Consider the following 19,887-nt stretch of genomic DNA (forward strand, 5'->3'; position numbering starts at 1 on the left):
CCGTCTTCGTTTGTGCCGCCCGCCGCTATGCCGGAAACGCGCCGAGCGCCTTCTCGGTCAGAACCGAGTCGCAATATTCCCGCACCTCCTTGATCCGGCCGTCGTCGAAGCGGAACACCAGGCAATAATCATTGTCGTAGCGCTGACCTTGCTTGGTGAGGTTGTTGCCCTTGGCCTCGACCACGACGATGTCGCCGTCGGCGATGATGCGATGCGCGACGGTGCGGCCGCGCTCGACCAGTTTGGAGCGAACATGGCCGTGCAGGTCATTCATGATCGATGGCTTGCCGGTGAAGGTGCGTGACCAGGAATATTGCCCGGTCACGGTCCAGATCGCGTCGTCGGCGAGCGTTGCCATGAACAGCGAATTCTCGCGCACCGCGGGATCCGGACTGCCCGCGATCACGAACATCTCCTGCACCAGTTTCTTGTTGTCGGCTGCGCTCATGGCGCTTTTCCTTGCAATTGGTTGGTGGCCCATCCTGCGGCGCCGACGCGCATTCTTCCAGTCGATAGGTGGTATGATATATATTCACCTGATGAATTTGAATTCGCTTGACCTCAATCTGCTGGTCGCGCTCGACGCGCTGCTGCGCGAAGCCAATGTCAGCCGCGCCGCGATGCGGCTCAATCTGTCGCAGCCGGCGACCAGCCACGCGCTGCAGCGGCTACGCGACCTGATCGGCGATCCGCTCCTGGTGCGCAACGGCGCGCGGATGGAGCTCACGCCGCGGGCGCTGGCGCTGCGCTCGCCGCTGGCACAGGCGCTCGACCAGGTCCGCACGCTGTTCGTCTCCGACGATTTCGACGCCGCGCGCAGCGAGCGGCATTTCCGCCTGATGATGCCCGACCTCGCGGTCGAGCTCCTGATGCCACTGCTGATGGAGAAGGTGACCCGGCTGGCGCCCAGCATCACGATCGACGTGGTGCCGTGGCGGGGACCGGCGATCTTCACGCCGGAATTCGCCCGCACCATCGATCTCGTGATCTCGATCGGCGATTCCTTCAAGGGCTTTCACCGCCAGCGGCTCTACACCGACAGCGATGCGCTCGCGGTGCGGCGCGGCCATCCGGCCGGCGCCAAACTCAGGAAGCACGAGGCCTTCCTGGCCGCGCGGCACGTCGCCGTGATCATCCGCGGCCAGAACGAGGATCTGATCGACGCCTGGCTGCGCGCCAAGGGCATCGAGCGGCGGATCGCGCTGGTGGTGCCGGGCTATATCGAGGCGCTGCACGTCACCGCGCGCACCGACCTCGTCGCCTTCGTGCCGCGCCGCTTGATCTCGGCGCTGGCGAAACAATTGTCGCTGGTGACGGTGACGCCGCCGCTCGATCCCGGCATCGACGAGCAGCACATGTTCTATCCGACGCGCGCCCAGATGGACCCGGGCTCGCTGTGGCTGCGGAGGCTGATGCTGGAGACGGGACGGGAGCTGGAGACGCGGAAAACGTAGCGGCGCCCTCTATCACCACGTCGTTCCGGCGAAGGCCGGGACCCATAACCACCGCCGTTTGTGATGAAGAAGGACAGCGGCCCCAGCATCGCAAAACAATTCAAATTCGTGGTTATGGGTCCCGGGTCGCGCTGCGCTTGCCCGGGACGACACCGAATTTTTGGCCCTACGCCTTCTGCTCGGCGAGCACCTTCTGCACCGCAGGGCGGCTCTCCATCGCCGCGCGATGCGCCTTCACCTTGGGCAGGGTCGCGATGTCGACGCCGTCGCCGTCGAGCCAGAGGGTCAGCGTGTAGAGATAGGCGTCGCCGACGCTGTAGTTCTCGCCCATCACCCACGGGCCCTTCAGCATGTCGCGCTCGATCAAATTGAAGCAGGCGCCCATGGTCTTCGGGATCATCGTCTTCATGTCGGCGAACGAAGACTCCTGCGTCGCCCAGCGCGCGCCGCGCATCTTGTGGGCGTGGCAGATATGCACGGTCGAGCACAGATAGGAATTGAAGGCCTGCAGCTTCGCGAACTCGAAGGCGTCGTCGAGCGGCGCGAGCTTCGCTTGCGGAAAGGTCTGCGCGATGTAGGCGAGCATCGCCGGCGTCTCGGTCAACACGCCGCGCTCGGTGACCAGCGTGGGCACCCGGCCCTTGGGATTGATCTTGAGATATTCTGGGCTGTTCTGCTGATTGATCTTGAAGTCGAGCTTCTCGGTCGTGTAGGGCGCGCCGGCCTCGGCCAGTGCGATGTGGGAGGCGAGCGCACAGGTGCCGGGCGCGAAATAGAGCTTGAGCATGTCGATGTCCTCTCCGGGCCTTGTCGGTTCGCTCTGAACCCGGCCCTTTTTATCAGATGCGACGGACGGTAGCGGCACCTCCCCTTGCCGTCCACCCCGCGGTACCGTGGACCTTGCCCGCAGCGGGGCCGCCGTGCGATGACCATGCCAATCGAGAGGGGATTTTCATGACTGTCCTCATTGCAGGTGGCGGAATTGGCGGGCTGACCTTGGCGCTCAGCCTGCACCAGATCGGCGTGCCCTGTCGCGTATTCGAGAGCGTGCCCGAGCTGCGGCCGCTCGGCGTCGGCATCAACGTGCTGCCGCATGCGGTGCGCGAATTGATCGAGCTCGGCCTGCATGACGTGCTCGACGCGACCGCAGTACGCACACGCGAGCTCGCCTATTTCTCCAAGCACGGCAAGCCGATCTGGAGCGAGCCGCGCGGGCTCGAGGCCGGCTATAAATGGCCGCAATTCTCGATCCATCGCGGCCGCCTGCAACAGCTGCTGCTCGATGCCGCGACCGAACGGTTGGGACGTGAAAACATCCTGACCAGCCATCACCTCTCCGGCTGGACCGAGACGGCGGATGGCGTGCGCGCCGATTTCATCGACCGCGCCACCGGCAAGTCCGCCGGCAGCTGTGACGGCGCGGTGCTGATCGCAGCCGACGGCATCCATTCCGCGGTGCGCGAAAAACTCTATCCGCAGGAGGGACCGCCGATCTGGAACGGCCGCATCCTGTGGCGCGGCATCACCCGCGGCAACGCCTTCCTGACCGGCCGCACCATGATCATGGCCGGCCACGAGATCCTGAAATTCGTCTGCTATCCGATCTCGAAAGAGGCCGGCGCCGACGGCAAGTTCGACATCAACTGGGTCGCCGAGCGGCACATGCCGCCGACCTATCAGTGGCGCCGCGAGGACTATAACCGCACCGCTGATCTCAACGAGTTCCTGCCGTGGTTCGAGAGCTGGAATTTCGACTGGCTCGACGTGCCGGGCCTGATCCGCAACTGCCCGCACGCCTACGAATATCCGCTGGTCGACCGCGATCCGATCGCGCAATGGACCTTCGGCCGCGTCACGCTGATGGGCGACGCCGCGCATCCGATGTACCCGATCGGCTCCAATGGCGCGTCGCAGGCGATTTTGGATGCGCGCGTGCTGACGCGCGAAATCCTAGCGCATGGTCCGACGCAGGCTGCGCTGTTGGCCTATGAGGCAGAGCGGCGGCCGGCGACGACGGATCTCGTGATGCTGAACCGCCGCAACGGGCCGGAGCAGGTGATGCAGCTGGTCGAGGAGCGCGCGCCCGACGGCTTTGCCGTCGTCACCGACGTGCTGTCGCAGCAGGAGCTGGAAGACATCGCCGCCAACTACAAGCGCGTCGCCGGCTTTCAGGTCGAGGGGTTGAACGCCAAGCCGCCGATCGTGCAGCGGGCGGGCTGACGCAGCTCTCTACCCGTCATGCCCGCGCAACGGCTTTGCCGTTGTCGCTGGAGGAGCCGCGAAGCGGCGTCTCGAAGTATGCACGGCCCGCCCGGTGGCCGTCGACCCTTCGAGACGCGCGCAAGTGCGCGCTGCTCAGGGTGACGGGACTGACTATTGCGCGAGCATTCCTACCGCAGCGCCTGCGCCGCCTCCACCAGGCGGATGCTGCTCGTCGCGGTGGCGAGCAGCGTTCCTTCAGCTGCAGTGAGCCGGCCCTCGACGAAGGCGATGGTCTTGCCGAGCTGCGTCACGGTGGCCTCGCCGGTGATCGGCCCCGGCCTTGCCGGCGCCAGGAAATTCACATTCATCGTGATGGTCGTGGTGAACAGCCTGCCCTCGGTCATCACGAACACCGCCGGTCCCATCGTGTCGTCGAGCATCGCCGAGAGCATGCCGCCCTGGACGAAGCCGGCCGGATTGCAAAAGTCCTGCTTGCCGTCGAACACGATCCTGATCCAGCCCTCCTGCGGACGTGCATCAACCACGCGCCACCCCAGCAGTTTTGCGACTGGCGGCATCGGGATGCGGTCGAGTGCGGTTGCGATCATGGCGGCCTCCGGTTTCCGGAGGTGATAACGAAGCCCTGCTGCCAGCATGGTGTCAGCAGGCCGTCACCTTCTAGAGATCCAGCCCGTGCGCGATGACCTTGCGCATCACATTGGGGAACGCCTCGCCATCCAGCGTCGCGACCGGCACCCAGCGCATGCCCTCCGGCGCGCGGGTCCGCGGCGGAACGCTGGCGGTATAGACCACGAGCTCGAGCGGAAAGTGCGTGAAGACGTGGGTGACGACACCGGCCTTGCGGTGCCAGCGCGTGACGCCCCTGAGTTCCGGCGCCTGCGCGAGCGCTGCCGCATCTTGCTGCCCGGCAAGCCATTGCGATCCCGGCACTTCGGTCATGCCGCCGAGCAGGCCCTTCTCCGGGCGCGAGCGCACCAGGAGTTCGCCGCCCCGCGTCACCACGAAGGCTGCGCCGCGGCGCAACGTGCCGCTCTTCTTCGGCGCCTTGCGCGGGAAGGTTTCCTGGTCGCCGCGCGTCCGTGCGGCGCAGTCGTCATTCAACGGACACAGCGCGCAGGCCGGCTTCTTCGGCGTGCAGATCGTGGCGCCCAAATCCATCAGGGCCTGCGCGCTGTCGCCGGCACGGGACGGGCCTAACAATGTCGCGGCCATCTCTTGGATCAGCGGCTTGGCCTGCGGCAGCGCCGCCTCGATGGCGTAGAGCCGCGTGACCACGCGCTCGATGTTGCCGTCCACCGGCATGGTGCGGCGGTCAAACGCGATCGCGGCGATCGCCGCGGCGGTGTAGGGCCCGATGCCGGGCAGCACGCGCAAGCCGTCCTCGGTGTCCGGAAATACCCCGCTGTGGTCATTGAGCACCGCGACCGCGCAGGCATGCAGGTTGCGCGCCCGCGAATAATAGCCGAGCCCGGCCCACATCCTCAGGACGTCGTCGAGCGAGGCGCGGCCGAGTGCGGCCACATCCGGCCAGCGAGCCACGAATTTCTCGAAATAGGGCCCGACCGCCCGCACCGTGGTCTGCTGCAGCATGATCTCCGATAGCCACACGCAGTACGGATCAGCCCGCTCCCCCGCCGCCGCGCGCCATGGCAGCTTGCGGCGATGCCGGTCATACCAGGCAAGCAGCCGCGCCGGGCGGTCGGCCTGCTGGTCGGTGGGTCCTGCTTTGGCGGCGGCGCGGGAGCTCATGGAGGTACCTTAAGACAAATCTCGCCCCGTCATGCCCGGGCTTGACCCGAGCATCCACGTCTTTCTTCTCCCGGGATGGAAACGCGGCCACAATGATGAACACGGTTTCGGCCGCGCCGGCTCCGCTGCTATAACCCCCTGATGGCAAAACCCGGTCCGATCAGCGCAAAACCCCTGTCGATCCTGCTCAGCGACGTCTTCACCGAAGCCTATGCCAAGCAGGGCTTTGCCGCGCGCGAACTGGTGACGCGCTGGACCGAGATCGCCGGCGAGCGAATCGCGGCCTATTGCGAGCCGTTGAAGATGCAGTGGCCGCGGCCGGTGGAGGGGCAGCCGCAGGAGCCGGCCACGCTGGTGCTGCGGGTCGAAGGACCGATGGCGCTGGAGATCCAGCATTCCTCCGATGTCATCCTGGAACGGGTGAACCGCTTCTTCGGCTGGCATGCGGTTGGCCGCCTGACCATCCGGCAGGCGCCGCTTTCGCGCCGCAGCCGCCCCACGCGGCCGCGCCCGCCCGACCCCAAAACCGTGGCGCGGGAAGCGGCAAACCTTGGGGCTGTCGAGGACGACGATCTGCGTGCGGCGCTGGCCCGGCTGGGCGCCACGATCAAGCGAAATTGACGCTTTTCGCGGGGTCGGCCGCGAGACCCCGGCATTGCCACAATGGTCGTTTCAAGCTAGCGAAGGCTTCTTTTCGGGACCCCTTCATGCTGGCGTGAATGCGCCAATCCGGGAGCTGACCTTGATCATCACGCGCCGCGCTTTCACCACCGCTCTCTCGCTGACCGGGCTCGCCGCCCTCGCCGGCCTGTCGCCGCTGCGCCTGATCACGGAGGCGTTCGCGCAGACCGCCGCCGAGGTCGCCAAGCCGCAGTCGCTGCCGGACATGGGGCTCGGCCCGCAGGACGCCAAGGTGACGATCGTCGAATACGCCTCGATGACCTGCCCGCACTGCGCCAATTTCAACGAGACCGTGTTCCCGAAGATCAAGTCGACCTACATCGACTCCGGCAAGGTCCGCTACGTGTTCCGCGAATTCCCGCTCGACATCAAGGCTGCCGCCGGCTCGATGCTGGCGCGCTGCATCGCCAAGGACGACGCGCCGAAGTTCTTCGCCGTGATCGACCTGTTGTTCCGCCAGCAGAACGACTGGGTGGTCAAGAACACCACCGAGACGCTGACGCGGATCGGCAAGCAGGCCGGCCTCAGCCAGCAGCAGGTCGAGGACTGCCTGAAGGATCAGAAGCTGCTCGACAAGATCGCCGCCGACCAGAAATACGCCAACGAAGTGCTGAAGGTGAACTCGACGCCGACCTTCTTCGTCAATGGCGAGATGGTGAAGGGCGAGACCTCGTTCGAGGAGTTCAGCAAGCGCATCGATCCGCTGCTAAAGAGCTGATCGCGAGTCGACAAACCTGACGTCGTTCGTGCCCGCATCGCGCCGGGCACCATAATTGTGGATGATTTGCGATCACCGCGCGCGGCCGTCGCATCATTTCGTTGTTGAAAACTTGATTCGCGTGATGCGAATCTTCCAGGACATGCAGTGGTCATAAAACCCTGCAAATCCCTCGCAAATCCCTTGGGAAAAGCTTGGTCAAGCGGTTGCCCTGACGCGCAGGCATCGCCATTGTCGCCGCTCATGAGAGCTGCACGCAGCTATTCGCCCCAAACACGACATTGCCTTACATGGTATTGTCACGGCAGGGAGATTCGCGCCCGGCCAAACGAGATTTGTGTACATGAAGCTCACGCGCCTCCGCCTGCACGGTTTCAAGTCGTTCGTTGAACCCACCGATTTCATGATCGAGCCGGGCCTGACCGGCGTCGTCGGACCGAACGGCTGCGGCAAATCCAATCTCGTCGAAGCGCTGCGCTGGGCGATGGGCGAGACCTCGCACAAGTCGCTGCGCGCCGCCGACATGGATGCGGTGATCTTCGCTGGTTCCGGCAACCGCCCGGCGCGCAACCACGCTGAAGTCGTGATGACGATCGACAATTCCGATCGCTCGGCGCCAGCCGCGGTGAACGACAGCCAGCTGCTCGAAATCTCCCGCCGCATCGAGCGCGAGGCCGGCTCGGTCTATCGCATCAACGGCCGCGACGTGCGCGCCCGCGACGTCCAGATCCTGTTCGCCGACGCCGCCACCGGCGCGCGTTCGCCGGCGCTGGTCCACCAGGGCAAGATCGGCGAGATCATCCAGGCCAAGCCCGAGCAGCGCCGCCGCGTGCTGGAAGACGCCGCCGGCGTCGCGGGCCTGCATGCCCGCCGTCACGAGGCGGAATTGCGGCTCAAGGCGGCCGAAACCAACCTCACCCGCGTCGAGGACGTGATCGGCCAGCTCTCTGGCCAGATGGAAGGCCTTAAGAAGCAGGCGCGCCAGGCGATCCGCTACCGCGAGGTCGCCGCCAAGGTGCGCAAGTCCGAGGCCATGCTGTTCCATCTGCGCTGGATCGAGGCCAATGCCGACGTCAACGACGCCGCGCATAACCATGATGTTTCCGTGCGCGAGATGGCCGAACGCACCCGCGAGCAGGCCGAATCCGCCCGCATCCAGGCGATCCGCGCCGCCGAATTGCCGGCGCTGCGCGACGCCGAGGCGCGCGCCGCCGCCGGCCTGCAGCGCCTGACCAATGCGCGCGAGATGCTCGACCGCGAGGAGCAGCGTGCCAAGGAGCGCGTCGGCGAGCTCGATCGCCGCCTCACCCAGTTCGCCCAGGACATCGCGCGCGAGCAGCAGCAGACCTCCGATGCCGACATCGCGCTGCAGCGGCTCGACACCGAAGACGCCGAGCTGAAGGAAGAGATCAAGTCGCGGGTCGAGAAGCGCTCCGGCGTCGACGAGCGCGTCTCCGAAGCCGAGGAGATCCTGGCCGCGACCGAGCGCCAGTTCTCCGAGCTGACCACGCAGCTCGCCGACCTGACCGCGAAGCGCAACCAGCTCGAGGCCGGCGTCCGCACGCATCGCGACCGGCTGGCGCGGCTCGATCAGGAAATCGCCAACGTCCAGGCCGAGGAAACCAAGCTCGCGCAGGAGACCGGCAATCTCGGCGACATCGACGCACTTGTCGCCGCCATGGAGATGGCGCAGCAGACGCTCGCCGAATCCGAAGCCGCGGTGCAATCCAGCGAGGCGCATCACGCTGCCGCGCGGCAGACGCTGGAAGCCTCCCGCAATCCGCTCACGGAGGCCGACAAGCGCGTGCAGCGGCTCGAGACCGAAGCCCGCACCATCTCCAAGCTCGTCACCAGCGAGACCAAGAATCTGTGGCCGCCGATCATCGACGGCATCACGGTCGCCAAAGGCTATGAGAAGGCGATCGGCGCCGTGCTCGGCGACGACCTCGACGCTCCCGTGGATTCCTCCGCGCCGATGCGTTGGACCAATGTCGGTGAAGCCGCCGGCGACCCTGCCCTGCCCGATGGCGTCGAGCGGCTGGCCGATCACGTCCAGGCGCCGCCGGAACTGGCGCGCCGTCTGGCCCAGATCGGCGTGGTGGCAAAGGAACGCGGCGCCGCGCTGGTGTCGCAGCTGAAGACCGGCCAGCGGCTGGTGTCGCTCGAGGGCGACGTCTGGCGCTGGGACGGCTTCGTCGCCGACGCGCATGCTCCGACCGGCGCGGCGCGCCGCCTCGCCGAGCGCGCGCGCCTGGTCGACATCGAGCACGAGCTGGAGCAGGCCCGTATCGATGCCGCCGCCAAGCGCCAGGCGCTGGAGACCGCCGAAGAAGAACTGCGCTCGGCGTCCGCCGCCGAGGGGGCCTCCCGTGAAGCCGTGCGTGCCGCCCGCCGCGAGACCGACGCCGCGCGCGAGCGTCATGCCGCGACCGAGCGCGAGATCAACCGCCATGCCGCGCGCAAATCGGCGCTGACCGAGGCACACAGCCGCGTCGCCGCCGACCGCGCTGAGGCCGAAGCCGCGCATGAGAGTGCTGCTGCTGCGCTCGCCGAACTTCCGCCCGGCGTCGAGACCGAGGCCCAGCTCGCTGCGGTTCGTTCCGAGATCGACAATCAGCGCCGCGCCGCTGCGCAAGTCCGCGCCGAGGCGCAGGCGCTCGCCCGCGAGGCCGAGCTCGCCGACCGCCGCGTGCAGGCGATCCTTGCGGAGCGCAACGAGTGGCAGAACCGCAAGACCAGCGCCGCCTCGCAGGTCGGGACCATCGAGGCGCGCATCGCCGAGGTGTCGATCGAGCGCGAGGAACTGGCCAACGCGCCGGAAGTGTTCGCCGAGAAGCGCAGCGCGCTGATCACGGAGATCGAGCACGCCGAGGGTGATCGCCGGATCGCCGCCGATGCGCTGGCGACCGCGGAAGCCGCGATGGCGGAAACCGATCGCCTCGCCAAGGCCTCGCTCGAAGCGCTGTCGTCATCCCGTGAAGCCACCGCGCGCGCCGAAGAGCGCATGGAAGGCACCCGCCGCCGCCTCGCCGACATCGAGCGCGAGATTCACGACATGCTCGAGGTCGAGCCGAGCGCGGTCGTCGGCATGGCCGAGATCGAGCCCGGCGCGGAGTTGCCGCCGGTCGCTCAGGTCGAGGAGGAACTCGAAAAGCTGCGCCGCGACCGCGAGCGGCTCGGCGCCGTCAATCTGCGCGCCGAGGAAGAGCTGAAGGAAGTCGAGACCCAGCACACCGCGCTGACCACCGAGCGCGACGACCTGGTCGAGGCGATCAAGCGGCTGCGGCAGGGCATCCAGAGCCTCAACCGCGAAGCCCGCGAGCGCCTGCTGACCTCGTTCGAGACCGTCAACGCTCACTTCAAGCGGCTGTTCACCGAGCTGTTCGGCGGCGGCGAGGCGGCGCTGCATCTGATCGAGAGCGACGATCCGCTCGAGGCCGGCCTCGAGATCATCGCCAAGCCGCCCGGCAAGAAGCCGCAGACGCTGTCGCTGCTGTCAGGCGGCGAGCAGGCGCTGACGGCGCTCGCGCTGATCTTCGCGGTGTTCCTCACCAACCCGTCGCCGATCTGCGTGCTGGACGAAGTCGACGCGCCGCTCGACGACCACAACGTCGAACGGTTCTGCACCCTGCTGAACGAGATGACCGCTTCGACCGAGACGCGCTTCATCATCATCACGCACAACCCGATCACGATGGCGCGGATGAACCGGCTGTTCGGCGTCACCATGGCCGAGCGCGGCGTCTCGCAGCTGGTCTCGGTCGACCTGCAAGGCGCGGTTGATATCCTCGACCAGAACGTGGCGTAGCCAAGGCTCGCTCTTCATAGTCATTGCGAGGAGCGGCAGCGACGAAGCAATCCACGCCTCGGTAAGCGGTGCGATGGATTGCTTCGCTCCGCTCGCAATGATGTGTGGATGGTACGCCGCATGACCTCACCCGATCTGCCTGCCGAACTGAGAACGGCACTCAACGCCAAACTCGAAGGCCTGTCGCGCAACGAGGCGGCGGGCCGTGCCGCCGCGATTTCCGAGACCTATCGCGCCGGCGGCGGCTCCGGCGGCACGATCAAGTCCGAGAGCGATGCGCAGGCCTACGCGCTGGCGCGGATGCCGGCGACCTATGCGGCCGTTGTCGCGAGCCTCAACGCGCTGACCGAGATCCGATCGGACTTCGCGCCCACAAGCCTGCTCGATGTCGGCGCCGGGCCGGGTACGGCAAGCTGGGCCGCGGCTGAGACATTCCCGTCGCTCCAGGATTTCGCCCTGCTGGACGCCAATGAGGCCCTGCGTACACTGGCACTGGACCTCACCCGCAAGAGCAGCCGGCTGCGCGGCGTCAGATACGAGCTCGGACAGGCGCGCACCTACGTCACGCATGCCGATACAGCCGACCTCGTGATCGCAAGCTACGTGATCAACGAGATCGGCGATGCCGAGCGCGCCGCGCTCACCGATGCGATGTGGGACAAAACCAGGGATACGCTGCTGGTCGTCGAACCCGGCACACCTGCGGGCTACGCGCGGATCATCGCGCTCCGCGCACGCTTGATCGCCGCCGGTGCCCACGTCGCCGCCCCCTGCGCGCATGACGGCGCCTGTCCCCTGGTTGCGCCCGACTGGTGCCATTTCTCACAGCGCCTGCAACGCTCGCGTGCGCACAAGCAGGTCAAGGGCGCCGAGCTGCCGTTCGAGGACGAGCGTTTTGCCTATGTCGCGCTGAGCCGCACGAAGGTCGCGGCGCGCCCGTCCCGCGTGCTGGCGCAGCCTGACGTCGGCAAGGTCGAGATTGCGGCCAAGCTGTGCACACCCGAGGGCGTCGTCGTCACGAAGGTGCCCCGCCGCGCCAAGGCCGATTACGCCAGCGCCCGGCGATGGCGCTGGGGCGACTCGGTCTAGATCCTTGCGTCGTCCCGGCGAAGGCCGGGACCATACGCCGTGGCCCGCGGAAGGGGCGCAAGCGGCGTCGGCTTTGCTTCACAACCGGAATTGGTGGTTATGGGTCCCGGCCCCCGTGCGCGATTGCGCACTAGGCCGGGACGACGTTGAACTAATTCGACACCATCATCGACCAAGACAATGCCCACCTTTTCCGCGGCGGGCTGCCCTGCGCCCCGATCTTGGGCTACGGTGCCGCCGTTTCGTCCCATCAGGAGCCGCCTCGTCATGTCGACCAGCTGGATCGTTATCGGCGTCATCGTTCTTCTCGTGCTGTTTGCGTTCGGCGCCTACAACCGCCTCGTTGCGCTCAGCCAGCGGGTCGGACAGGCCTTTGCCGACATCGACGTGCAGCTCAAGCAGCGCCACGACCTGATCCCGAACCTGGTCGAGACCGTGAAGGGCTACGCCTCCCACGAGCGCGGCACGCTCGACGACGTCATCAAGGCACGCAATTCGGCGATGTCGGCGCAGGGACCGACCCAGGTCTCGGCGGCGGAAAACCAGCTCTCCGGCGCGCTCGGCCGGCTGATCGCGCTGTCGGAGGCCTATCCGGACCTCAAGGCCAACGCCAACTTCCAGCAGCTCGCCTCCGAGCTTTCCGATCTCGAGAACAAGATTGCCGCCAGCCGCCGCTTCTTCAACAACGCGGTCCAGGAATACAACACCGGCATCCAGCAGATGCCGGCCGCCTTGTTCGCCGGCATGTTCGGCTTCACCCGCAAGGATTTCTTCGACCTCGGCGCCAGCCGCACGGAGGTCGAGGCGGCACCGAGCGTGAAGTTCTGAGGCGCGACGCGCGCCGGCGAGAGCCCTGATGGCCGCCTACGGTCTCTACACGCACATCGCATCGAACAAGTTTCGTTCGATGCTGCTGCTTGGCGGGCTATTCCTGCTGATCTACGTGCTGGTCTATGCCGGCGCGCTGGTTGCGGAAGTGATGATCGATAGCGGCCGCTCGGTCGACTATTACCTGACGCACGCCTCGCGCGATCTCGTCTCCGCCTTGCCATGGGCGACGATCGCGGCCGTGGCCTGGATCGCGATCGCCTATTTCTTCCACCAGAAGATGATCGACGCCGTCACCGGCGGCGAAAGCGTGACGCGGCAGCAACAGCCGCGGCTCTACAATCTCCTGGAGAATCTCTGCATCTCGCGCGGCATCCCGATGCCGAAGCTGAAGGTGATGGACAGCCCGGCGCTGAATGCGTTTGCGACCGGACTGAACCCGCGGCAATACGCCATCACCGTCACCACGGGTCTGTTGAGGGCGCTTGATGACCAGGAGATCGAGGCCGTGCTCGGCCACGAGCTCACCCATATCAAGAACGGCGACGTGCAGCTGATGGTGGTCGCCGTGATCATCGCCGGCGCGGTCGGCTTCTTCGGCGAGCTGTTCTTCCGCCTGTTCACGAACCTGTCGTGGAACTCGAGCGGCGGCGGAGGCGGCTGGTCGTCCTCGTCATCCTCTCGATCTTCGTCATCCTCCTCGGACCGTGACAGCAAGGGCTCGGGCGGCGGCGCGATCGTCGTGATCATCATTGCGGTCGCGCTGATCGTGCTGGCCTGGCTGCTGTCGCAGGTGGTCAAGCTCGCGCTGTCGCGCTCGCGCGAATTCTTGGCCGATGCCGGATCGGTCGAGCTGACCAAGAATCCCGATGCGATGATCACCGCGCTGCGCAAGATCGAGAACCGCGGCGAGCTGCCGGATGCCACCTCGGCGGTGATGGAACTCTGCATCGACAATCCGCGCGAGGGCTTTGCCGACCTGTTCGCCACCCACCCGTCGGTGAAGTCCCGGGTCGATGCGCTGGTGAAATATGCCGGCGGCCACGACCCCGGGCCGCTGGCGCTGCCGGATGAGACATCGGACCAGACGGAGACGCAGGGCCAGCCGCCTATGCCAAGCGACCAGCCGCCGCCGGTCACCCACGGCCCGTGGGGCGACACACCGCCTGAACCGGCGAACAACCCGCCGGCGCTGCCGGGCACCAGCCCCGCGCAGGGACCATTGGGCCCGCTCCAGGGACCTCTTCAGGGACCTTGGGGCCGGCACCGCTGATCATGCCAGCTCTTTCATTTGGGCATGATCTCTTCGGAAACCGCTTCGCACTTTTCCGGATCATGCCCCTACCTTACTCAGTCCATTAAGGAAATCCCCACCAAACCGGTCGCGGGCACCTTAAGGAATTGAATTCTCCCTCGTTTCTGCCATGTTCGCGCCCAAAGCAGTGTGGGGACTTGCCGATCGCCATCGCGGTCGGGAGCGCGCTTCAAGGGATTTCCATGGCAAAGCCGGTTGTGATCGTGGTGGGCGCCGACAAGGGCGGGGTCGGCAAGACCACCGTCTCGCGGACGCTCCTGGACTATTTCAGTGCCAACAATGTGCAGACCCGGGCGTTCGACACCGAGTCGCCGCGCGGCACGCTGAAGCGCTTCCACCCTGACATCACCGAGATCGTCGACATGACGACGACCGCGGACCAGATGAAGATCTTCGATACGCTCAACGCTGGCTCCTCAGTCACCGTGATCGACGTCCGCGCCGGCCTGTTGTCGCCCGCGCTGGCCTCGCTGCGCGACATCGGCTTCCTCGATGCGGCGCGCTCCGGGCAGATCACCTTTGCCGTGTTCCATATCCTCGGCCCCTCGATCGCCTCGCTGGACGAGATCGCCGAGACCGCCAACTTTATGAGCGGCGCGAAATATTTCCTGGTGAAGAACTTCATCAACGACACCCAGTTCTTCCAGTGGGACCAGGCGACCTACAATTCCTACTTCCACCGCATCAAGGATGCCGTCGACCTCACCATCCCGAAGCTCAACGAAATGGCCTATGAGCAGGTCGAGGTCTCCTCGGTTCCGTTCCTGAAATTCGTCGCCAACAAGGGCATCAACGACGACGCCGCGAACTACTCCTTCGTGCTGCGCGGCTATGTCCGGCATTGGCTGGCCAATGTCTGGAGCGAGTTCGACCGGATAAAGCTGACCGACCTGGTCGGCGCCAAGTCGGGCAAGGGCGAAAAATAGTCGCGTCCGGGGCAGCGAAAGATCGCTCCGGGAGCAGGGAAAGATCGCGCCCGGGACAGCGAAAAAAGTCGCGCCCGGCAGCGAAAAAATCGCGCCTGGGGGCGGCGATGGGGCTGGATTAGGCGAAAATTTGGCCTGATATAGCGGGCGATGTCGTCCACGCCCGTTTACATCATCTGCTCGCCCCGCCCGCAGGTCGGCAAGACGCTGATCGCACGGCTGCTCGGCGAATTCCTGCTGCTCAAGAACGGCGACGTCGTCTGCTTCGACATCAACCTGAAGGAGCCGTCGCTGCTCGACTACCTGCCGCGGATCACCGAGACCGCCGACGTGATCGACACCTACGGCAAGATGCAACTGATGGACCGCGTCATCGTCAATGACGGCATCGCCAAGGTGATCGACCTCGGCTACCACGCCTTCGACGAATTCTTCAAAATGGCCGACCAGATCGGGCTGATGAAGGAGGCGCTGCGCCGCCGCGTCGCGCCCGTGATCCTGTATGTTGCGGATACCGACCGCGCCTCGGTGCGCGGCTACCAGATGCTGCAGGGCCAGATCCCGCCGAACGGGCTCGTCGTGATCGACAATGAGTTCGTTGTACGTGGCGAGTTGCCGCCTGTGATGACCGCCAGCCGGGTGCTGCGCTTCCGTGCGCTGCCGGTGTTCCTGAAGACCTATATCGACCGGCTGAATTTCTCCTTCACGGGCTATCTGCGCCAGGAAAGGGATTCATCGACCGAGCTGCATCAGTGGATCCGGAAGAACTACACGACGTTCCGCGATCTTGAGCTCAGCATGCTGCTGCAAAGGTTGTAGCCGTCGTCCCGGCCTAGTGCGCAATTGCGCACGGGAGCCGGGACCCATAACCACCGCTGCGCGTTTGGCGAAGGCTGGGGCCACAGCGTCGTTCCACAATCACTATTCGCGGTCATGGGTCCCGGCTCCCGTGCGCAATTGCGCACTAGGCCGGGACGACGTGTGTGGAGAAATTGACTCTTAATGCCCCTCGAACGCCATCAGCGTGCGTACCGGGACGTCCATCGCGCGCAGTTTTGCGGCGCCGCCGAGATCGGGCAGGTCGATGATGAAGCAGGCGGCGACCACATTGGCGCCGATCTGGCGCAGCAGCTTGACCGCGCCCTCCGCGGTGCCGCCGGTCGCGATCAGATCGTCGACCAGGATCACGCGCTCGCCGGGCAGCACGGCGTCGGCATGCATCTCCATCTCGTCGATGCCGTATTCCAGCGAATAGGCGATCCGCACCGTGGTGTGCGGCAGCTTGCCCTTCTTGCGGATCGGCACGAAGCCGGCCGAGAGCTGGTGCGCCACCGCGCCGCCGAGGATGAAGCCGCGGGCCTCGATGCCTGCGACCTTGTCGACCTTCGCCCCCGCCCAGGGATGCACCAATTCATCGACCGCCCGGCGGAAGGCACGGGCATCCGCGAGCAGCGTCGTGATGTCGTGAAACAGGATGCCCTTCTTCGGGTAGTCCGGGATGTTGCGAACGGTAGCCTTGATGTCGTGGTCGAAGGTCATTGGTCTCGCAATCCTCATTTGGCCGGCGGATTAAGCCGGAATGCATTCTCGACGATGCGCAGGCCCACCTCATTGCCGAGCGACATCAGCGATTCCGGATGGAATTGCACGCCGCCGACCGGCAGGGTCTTGTGCTCGATCACCATCGCGACGCCGTCCTCGGTGGTCGCGGTCACCGCCAGCACCTCGGGCACGCTGTCGCGCTCTACATAGAGCGAGTGGTAGCGGCCGATCACGATCTCATTGGGCAGATTATGCATCAACCGCCCGCCGCGCACCTGGATGCGCGAGGGACGGCCGTGCGCGGGCTGGCCGAGCTGGCCGAGCTGACCGCCGAAATATTCGCCGATCGCCTGCACGCCGAGGCAGACGCCGAAGATCGGCAGCTTCTTCTCAAGCGCAGTGTCGATGGTTTTCGCGATGCCGAAATCCTCAGGGCGACCCGGCCCGGGCGACAGCACCAGCAGGTCCCAGCCCTTCTTCTTGAGCATGTCCTGGGCATGGATATGTCTGACCACGGTGACGTTGGCGCCGACCTGGCGGAAATAATCGGCCAGCATGTGCACGAAGCTGTCGTCGTGATCGATCAGCAGCACGTTCTTGCCGGAGCCGGTGGCATCAGGCGCGAAATCCGACAGCGGCTTCGGCGGATCGCCGCGCAGCGCCTGGAACAGCGCCGCCGCCTTGACCTGGCATTCGCGGTCTTCCGCGGCCGGATCCGAGTCGAACAGGCAGGTCGCACCGACCCGCACTTCGGCCAGGCCGTCCTTCATGCGGATGGTACGGATGGTGAGCCCGGTGTTGATGCTGCCGTCGAAGTTCACGCAGCCGATCGCGCCGGCATACCACCGCCGCGGCGAGCGTTCGTGGTCCTCGACGAACTGCATCGCCCACAGTTTCGGCGCGCCGGTCACCGTGACCGCCCAGGCATGGGTGAGGAAGGCGTCGAGCGAGTCGAAACCGGGCCGCAGCATGCCCTCGACATGGTCGACGGTGTGGAACAGCTTTGAGTAGGTCTCGATCTGCCGCCGCGCCAGCACCTTGATGGTGCCGGGCACGCAGACGCGCGCCTTGTCGTTGCGGTCGACGTCGGTGCACATGTTGAGCTCGAACTCGTCCTTCTCCGAGTTCAACAGCTTGCGGATCTGCTCGGCATCGCCGATCGAGTCCGAGCCGCGCGCGATGGTGCCCGAGATCGGGCAGGTCTCGACCCGGCGGCCGTCGGAGCGCACGAACATCTCCGGCGAGGCGGAGACCAGGAATTCGCCGTCGCCGAGATTCATCAGTGCGCCATAGGGCGACGGGTTGATGCGGCAGAGCCGCTGGAACACTTCCGCCGGCGAGCGCTCGCAGGGCTCGGCGAAAAGCTGCCCGGGCACCGCTTCGAACAGATCGCCGCGGGCGAACGCAGCACGCGCGACTTCAACCGTGGCCTGGTATTCGCCCGGGGCGTGATCGGCAAAGCCCTGCCGCCCGTTCCTGGCGTAAAGGCTCGGCGCTGTCTCGTGCGACTGGCCGGCGGTGGATTTGCCCTTCCACGAGAATTCGTAATTCAGCGCCACGCCGCGGCCAGTGGCGCGGTCATAGGCCAGCAGGCGGTCCGGCACGTAGAGCACGATGTCGCGCTGGTCGGCCTCGCGGGCGCGCTTCTGCACGATATCCTCGATCTGGAACACGAGGTCGTAGGCGAAGGCGCCGAACAGACCGAGCAGCGGATCGGCATTGGATGACAACGCCGCCACCATGTCGCGCACCAGCGACATCACGCTGGCGCGGCGGGTGCGCTGATCTTCCTCGACCGGCGCGGCACCGCGGATGATGTGGCCGGCGAGCTTCGTCGCGCTGCGCTCGGAGATCACGACGCAGGGCTCGCGCAGGACGTCGCCGAGGAAGGCGATCAAGACCTCGCCGCGCGGGTTCAGGGCCTGCAATGAGAAATCGGTGCCCGACGTTTCCAGCACCAGCGGCGGGTCGGCGAAGCCGAGGTCAAAGCTCTCGTAGCGGCCCGGCACCGTCGTGCCCGAGGACAGCACCACGCCGCGGCGGCGGTCCAACAGCGCGATCAGATCGTCGAGACGGTTAGCGCCGCCGGTGAACTGCTCGACCACGCGCGCGACGGCAAGGCCGCCAGTGGTCAGGTATTCGCTCTTGGCCGGCAGGGAGAAGACTGTCCTGTTCATGTGATCCTCTTACGAGACTTGAGAAGAGAGCGCCACACAGGACAAGCGAAGGGCCGTCGCACTGCGATGGCGACCTTCGACGACTTTTGGAAATGAAATCGCACCGGCCACCTATGAGAAGGTGGGCCACCAACGACGGGATGGGCTAGCAACGGTGCGCATGGCCGTTACACACCACCCGGCGCGGGCCGTGTCAAGGGATGGCCGGTCCCCTTGCTCCTGCCCTTGCCCCAAGGACCTTTTTCCGGTTCGCACGGTGGGGAATCCGCGTAGGATTTGCTGAAATGGCGGCCGATCGGCCGCCCAAAAAACAGACAGATGGCGGAGGCGCAGATGGCGATTTTAGGTCTCGGATATGCCGGCTTCGGCTCCGACGCGCTCGACGACTGGCGGCAATTCGGCACCGGCCTGGTCGGGCTGCAGGCAATCGAGCGCGGCAACTCGCTGCTCGCCTTCCGGATGGACGACCGCAAGCAACGCATTGTGATCGACCGCGCGCAGGGCGAAGGCACCAGGTTCTTCGGCTGGGAGGTCGCGGACGCCGCAGCACTCGACGCGCTGGCGGCGCGGCTCGAGCATGCCGGCGTGCCTGTCACCGCCGAGCCGCAGGCGCTCGCCGATGCCAGGCGGGTGCGCGGCCTGATCTCGTTCCAGGACCCGGCCGGCAACCGGCTCGAAGCGTTTCACGGCCCGGAGATCGACGACACGCCGTTCAAGCCGGGACGCTCGATCTCCGGTTTCCGCACCGGCGCGCTCGGCCTCGGCCACGCGGTGCTGACGGTCGAGAACATCGCGCCGGTCATGAGCTTCTATGTCGACGTGCTCGGCTTCGCCCTGAGCGACTACATCGAAAAACCGTTCCGCGCGTATTTCTTCCACATCAATGCCCGCCACCACTCGCTCGCGCTGATCGAGACCGGCACGAACGGCATGCACCATCTGATGGTTGAGCTGTTCTCGCTCGACGATGTCGGCCAGGCCTACGACGTCGCGATGAAGGAAGACCGGGTCAACGTCACGCTCGGCCGTCACACCAACGATCTGATGACGTCGTTCTACGCCAAGTCGCCGTCGGCCTTCATGGTCGAGTGCGGCTGGGGCGGCCGCGAGATCGATCCGGCGAATTGGACGCCGTTCGAGATGTATGATGGTCCGAGCCTGTGGGGCCACGAGCGCGTCTGGTTGTCAGCCGAGGACCGCGCCGTCGCGCGCGAGATGCGCATGCGCGCCGCCGCCGAGGGCAAGCGCGCGCCGGTGCAGGTGCTGGAAGGCAATTTCAAGCTGATGTCGGGGACCTGCCCGTGGTGGGACGGGGTGAAGAGTTCATAACGACGGCGTCGTCCCGGCGAAGGCCGGGACCCATAACCACAGGGTGCG

General features: G+C 66.0%; 17 protein-coding genes. 11 read left to right on the forward strand and 6 right to left on the reverse strand.

Going from position 1 to position 19,887, the window contains the following annotated elements; translation table 11 throughout:
• Positions 1-25 precede the first annotated feature (25 nt).
• The gene (locus G6P99_RS39160; RefSeq protein ID WP_035977759.1) at positions 26-448 is read right to left on the reverse strand and encodes a nuclear transport factor 2 family protein; all 423 of its coding nucleotides are present in this window, start codon (positions 446-448) and stop codon (positions 26-28) included.
• Between the two features lie 91 nt (positions 449-539).
• On the opposite strand from G6P99_RS39160, the gene G6P99_RS39165 reads away from it, so the two are divergent.
• Positions 540-1,454 (forward strand): LysR family transcriptional regulator, encoded by a 915-nt coding sequence (locus G6P99_RS39165; RefSeq protein ID WP_165129162.1) that lies wholly within the window; start codon positions 540-542, stop codon positions 1,452-1,454.
• A gap of 166 nt (positions 1,455-1,620) precedes the next feature.
• Here G6P99_RS39165 and G6P99_RS39170 read toward each other — a convergent pair whose 3' ends face one another.
• Positions 1,621-2,241: a glutathione S-transferase family protein gene (locus tag G6P99_RS39170; RefSeq protein WP_029083733.1), complete on the reverse strand. Its 621-nt coding sequence runs from the start codon at positions 2,239-2,241 to the stop codon at positions 1,621-1,623.
• 167 nt (positions 2,242-2,408) lie between these two features.
• On the opposite strand from G6P99_RS39170, the gene G6P99_RS39175 reads away from it, so the two are divergent.
• The gene (locus G6P99_RS39175; protein ID WP_029083732.1) at positions 2,409-3,674 is read left to right on the forward strand and encodes a flavin-dependent oxidoreductase; all 1,266 of its coding nucleotides are present in this window, start codon (positions 2,409-2,411) and stop codon (positions 3,672-3,674) included.
• Between the two features lie 170 nt (positions 3,675-3,844).
• Here G6P99_RS39175 and G6P99_RS39180 read toward each other — a convergent pair whose 3' ends face one another.
• A complete protein-coding gene (locus G6P99_RS39180) occupies positions 3,845-4,264 on the reverse strand; it encodes a PaaI family thioesterase (protein WP_165125983.1) in 420 nt (139 codons plus the stop codon).
• Positions 4,265-4,334: 70 nt separating this feature from the next.
• Entirely contained in the window at positions 4,335-5,426 is a 1,092-nt protein-coding gene (mutY, locus tag G6P99_RS39185) for an A/G-specific adenine glycosylase (RefSeq protein WP_029083730.1), read from the reverse strand.
• A gap of 141 nt (positions 5,427-5,567) precedes the next feature.
• Here mutY and G6P99_RS39190 point away from each other — a divergent pair, with 141 nt between their 5' ends.
• From G6P99_RS39190 to G6P99_RS39225, 8 genes are all read left to right on the forward strand, one after another.
• Complete coding sequence (locus G6P99_RS39190) at positions 5,568-6,047, forward strand: DUF721 domain-containing protein (protein WP_029083729.1); 480 nt, start codon at positions 5,568-5,570, stop codon at positions 6,045-6,047.
• Positions 6,048-6,168: 121 nt separating this feature from the next.
• Positions 6,169-6,825 carry a DsbA family protein gene (locus tag G6P99_RS39195; RefSeq protein ID WP_029083728.1) on the forward strand — a complete coding sequence of 219 codons (657 nt, stop codon included), beginning with the start codon at positions 6,169-6,171 and terminating at the stop codon, positions 6,823-6,825.
• Between the two features lie 343 nt (positions 6,826-7,168).
• The gene (smc, locus tag G6P99_RS39200) at positions 7,169-10,633 is read left to right on the forward strand and encodes a chromosome segregation protein SMC (protein WP_029083727.1); all 3,465 of its coding nucleotides are present in this window, start codon (positions 7,169-7,171) and stop codon (positions 10,631-10,633) included.
• Between the two features lie 120 nt (positions 10,634-10,753).
• On the forward strand, positions 10,754-11,722 hold the full coding sequence (locus G6P99_RS39205; protein ID WP_029083726.1) for a small ribosomal subunit Rsm22 family protein: 969 nt from the start codon (positions 10,754-10,756) through the stop codon (positions 11,720-11,722).
• 267 nt (positions 11,723-11,989) lie between these two features.
• The gene (locus G6P99_RS39210; protein ID WP_029083725.1) at positions 11,990-12,550 is read left to right on the forward strand and encodes a LemA family protein; all 561 of its coding nucleotides are present in this window, start codon (positions 11,990-11,992) and stop codon (positions 12,548-12,550) included.
• A 28-nt stretch (positions 12,551-12,578) separates the two neighbouring features.
• Positions 12,579-13,823, forward strand: coding sequence for a M48 family metallopeptidase (locus G6P99_RS39215; RefSeq protein ID WP_029083724.1), 1,245 nt, complete (start codon positions 12,579-12,581; stop codon positions 13,821-13,823).
• 224 nt (positions 13,824-14,047) lie between these two features.
• A complete protein-coding gene (locus tag G6P99_RS39220; protein WP_029083723.1) occupies positions 14,048-14,791 on the forward strand; it encodes a hypothetical protein in 744 nt (247 codons plus the stop codon).
• Positions 14,792-14,941: 150 nt separating this feature from the next.
• On the forward strand, positions 14,942-15,610 hold the full coding sequence (locus G6P99_RS39225) for a hypothetical protein (protein WP_029083722.1): 669 nt from the start codon (positions 14,942-14,944) through the stop codon (positions 15,608-15,610).
• 180 nt (positions 15,611-15,790) lie between these two features.
• Here G6P99_RS39225 and G6P99_RS39230 read toward each other — a convergent pair whose 3' ends face one another.
• Both G6P99_RS39230 and G6P99_RS39235 read right to left on the reverse strand, forming a co-directional pair.
• On the reverse strand, positions 15,791-16,330 hold the full coding sequence (locus G6P99_RS39230; protein ID WP_029083721.1) for an adenine phosphoribosyltransferase: 540 nt from the start codon (positions 16,328-16,330) through the stop codon (positions 15,791-15,793).
• A gap of 14 nt (positions 16,331-16,344) precedes the next feature.
• The gene (locus tag G6P99_RS39235) at positions 16,345-18,510 is read right to left on the reverse strand and encodes an anthranilate synthase component I (RefSeq protein ID WP_165125986.1); all 2,166 of its coding nucleotides are present in this window, start codon (positions 18,508-18,510) and stop codon (positions 16,345-16,347) included.
• A 333-nt stretch (positions 18,511-18,843) separates the two neighbouring features.
• Here G6P99_RS39235 and G6P99_RS39240 point away from each other — a divergent pair, with 333 nt between their 5' ends.
• Positions 18,844-19,839, forward strand: coding sequence for a VOC family protein (locus G6P99_RS39240; protein WP_035977764.1), 996 nt, complete (start codon positions 18,844-18,846; stop codon positions 19,837-19,839).
• Positions 19,840-19,887 lie beyond the last annotated feature (48 nt).

This window comes from Bradyrhizobium sp. 6(2017) (assembly GCF_011058295.2).
Classification (GTDB): Bacteria; Pseudomonadota; Alphaproteobacteria; order Rhizobiales; family Xanthobacteraceae; genus Bradyrhizobium; species Bradyrhizobium septentrionale.